This is a genomic window from Desulfosporosinus nitroreducens (assembly GCF_023897015.1).
Taxonomy (GTDB): Bacteria; Bacillota; Desulfitobacteriia; order Desulfitobacteriales; family Desulfitobacteriaceae; genus Desulfosporosinus; species Desulfosporosinus nitroreducens.
This window is the reverse complement of record NZ_JAMHFY010000086.1, coordinates 1-1,395: the sequence shown is the minus strand read 5'-3', so window position 1 is coordinate 1,395 and position 1,395 is coordinate 1. Positions and strand designations below refer to the sequence as shown.

The window sequence follows — 1,395 nt, the reverse complement described above, 5'->3', positions numbered from 1 at the left end:
TATAGTGGCTCGGATGTAAAGACAAAAAGAATCAAAAAGATAATGTACCAGATATTTCATATTAATAGTATTCCTTTTGCTAGAGCAACACATTGATTTTGATGTAGTGGTATACCCGGTGTAGGTTACGCACTCATTTGTAGTAAAGCAGGATAATATCTAAATGCTGGTGTCTCGTAATTCAAAGTTGAGTGTAATTTCACAAAGTTATATTTGTGGATAAACTCCCCAATTTGTTTCCTAGCATCCTTGATATGTTCATAGTCCTTAAGGTAGACTTCATCATATTTAAGTGTCCTAAACCAGCGCTCTATAGGAATGTTGTCAGCCCATCTACCCTTACCGTCCATGCTAATTTTACTCTTGTTGTTGATAACAAAGTCAATATATTCATGGCTTGTAAATTGGCTGCCCTGATCGGAATTTAATATCTCTGGTGTTGCAACAGCATAAGCCATCTTTAAGGCCTGGATAACCATTCGTGTTGTTAGCGTGTCATCCAGCTCCCAGCCAACGATGCACTTGCTGTGCCAATCAATGATAGCAGTTAAGTATATGAATCCACGTCTTAGCTTGATGTAGGTGATATCGATCGACCAGGCCTGATTTGCTCGGCTGATGACAGCATTACGTAGTAGATAAGGGTATATTCTATGCCCCTTTGCGGGCTTAGATAGGTTGGGTTTCGGATAAATTGCTTCAATGCCCATCTCTTGCATATACTTCCTTGTTTTGAGCCTACCGATCTTAATGCCTTGTTTTTGCAATGTTTTCGATAGTTGCCTTGAGCCCCAAGATGGGCTTTCAGTATGGATTGCATCAATTTTATGCTTGACCATTACTTCAAAGTCAGAAGGCTCTTTTGGTGCGTAATACACGCTAGTTCGGTTGACGTCTAAAAGCCCGGCAACGGTGGACAAGGGTAGTGGTTTCTCGTTAGTTTCGATGTTCTTATGATCCTTGATTTCAGCCTTTTGGGCGTGGAGTAAACCGACTCTCCCAGTCAGGTCCAAGAATTTCTTCAGATTTTTTTTTGAGCCAATCGACTTGAGTAGTCAATTGACCAACTTTTTTATATAAGCTATCGTTTTCCCGCTCCTGATCCTTAACTTTCTCCTGCAATACCTTGTCCTTTTTGTTATCAAATACATTGGCTGCATTAGCCAAAAATTCATTTTTCCAGTTCCGCAGCTGGTTAGGCGCTATTTCATGGGCACTGGCGATTTGGTTTAGTTCCTTTTCGCCTCGCAATACCTCCAAAACTATCTCCGCCTTAAATTCTGCGCTAAATACTCTTTTCTTCATCAATAATAAACCTGCTTTCTTTAGTGGTTTTATTATATCAGGTTCATTATCTTTTCAAGAAATCTTGTCGAGTTTTCCTAGACCATTATA

The 1,395-nt window shown here is 39.8% G+C and carries 2 protein-coding genes; both read right to left on the bottom strand.

The genetic code is table 11. From position 1 onward, the window contains the following. Positions 1-125 precede the first annotated feature (125 nt). Positions 126-1,013, bottom strand: coding sequence for an IS3 family transposase (locus tag M8E35_RS26260; protein WP_252473919.1), 888 nt, complete (start codon positions 1,011-1,013; stop codon positions 126-128). Beyond that, positions 967-1,305, bottom strand: a complete 339-nt coding sequence (locus M8E35_RS26255) for a transposase (protein WP_252473918.1) — start codon at positions 1,303-1,305, stop codon at positions 967-969. Before M8E35_RS26255 ends, M8E35_RS26260 begins: the two co-directional genes overlap by 47 nt. Positions 1,306-1,395 lie beyond the last annotated feature (90 nt).